The sequence below is a fragment of the Kitasatospora sp. NPDC091257 genome (assembly GCF_044757675.1).
GTDB lineage: Bacteria > Actinomycetota > Actinomycetes > Streptomycetales > Streptomycetaceae > Kitasatospora > Kitasatospora lactacystinica.
In genome coordinates this window covers 1-1249 of record NZ_JBIVVI010001768.1, presented here as the reverse complement: position 1 = coordinate 1249, position 1249 = coordinate 1, and the positions used below count along the sequence as shown (strand labels likewise).

At 70.7% G+C, this 1249-nt stretch carries 1 protein-coding gene; it reads left to right on the top strand.

The window, feature by feature from the left end; translation table 11 throughout:
• Positions 1 to 171 precede the first annotated feature (171 nt).
• Complete coding sequence (locus ACIQOV_RS41900) at positions 172 to 1218, top strand: DUF4192 domain-containing protein (RefSeq protein WP_401056454.1); 1047 nt, start codon at positions 172 to 174, stop codon at positions 1216 to 1218.
• The last annotated feature ends 31 nt before the right edge of the window (positions 1219 to 1249 follow it).

Sequence of the window (1249 nt, the reverse complement as noted above, 5' to 3'; positions counted from 1 at the left end):
CCCCCGCCGGGACGGGCACCCTGGCCCGGCCCCGACTGCGCCCCAACCTGGGGGAACTGGGGTGTGCCCAACGGGCACGCCCTCGAATAGACTTAAGTCAAGAAAGAAGACGAAAGTCCTCTTCTGTTGCCACTCCGGACCGCGAATCCGGACCAACCCTGATAGGGACCCATGACCAACAAGCTGCTCCTGCTCAACGGCACCGAAGGCCTGGTTCACCTGCTGCCGTTCCTCTTCGACTACCACCCCGAGAACAGCGTCGTTCTCGCCGGCATCACCCCGGCCGGTACGCCGCTCGGATTCGTCCGCACCGATCTGCCCGCCGACCCCGCCCACTGGCCGTCCCTGGCCGAAGAACTCGTCGGCCACCAGCAGGACGACGCCGCGTCGTTCCTGTTCCCGACCCACCGGCTCGTCGCCTACGTCTGCCCCGACCCGGCCGACCCGGACTACGGGCCGCAGTCCCGCCTCACCCACCAGCCCATCGCCGACCACCTGCGCGACGCCTGCCACCGCCAGGGTCTGGTCCTGAGCGAAGCGGTGTACGTGACCCGCTCCCGCTACTGGTCCATGCTGACGACCGGCCCCAACAACGGACACCCCATCCCCGAGCCGCCCGCAGAGCTCGACTCGACCGGCCTGCCGCGCAGCAGCGACGTCCTGAAATCCCTCGCCCCCACTACCGGCGCCCGGGCCGCCGCCATGGCCGCGACCCTCGACACCGCCGTGCGCGCCATGCACGCCGAGATCCTCTCCGGCGGGCACCAGAGCGTCGTGGACGACGCGATCGACCTCGTGACCACCACCATCGCCGAGCTGGTCACCGGCGCCCGACAGGCCAAGGACATCCCTGACGACCTCGCGGCCCAACTGCTGCTCGCCCTCCAGTACGACGACGTGTGCAACACCGGGCTCATGCACTGCGAGGACCACGAGCTGGCGGCCGCGAACGAGCTGTGGCTCGCCCTGGCCCACCGCTGTCCCGCCGCCTACACCGACCACGCCGCCGCACCGCTCGCCCTCCACGCGTTCACGGCATGGGCACTCGGCAACGACGCCACGCCCCGACTCGCCCTCCAGGCCGCCGAAGTGTGCTTCCCGGGCCAGGACCTGGCGCACTTCCTCCTCAGCGTCTTCAACAGCGGATCGAGCTTCAACCACCTGCGCGAGCACCTTCGCGAGCACCGCACCGCCCGGGGCAACCCCGTCACGGGCTGACCCGCCCCCGGCAGGGGCCGCGAGCCGAGCG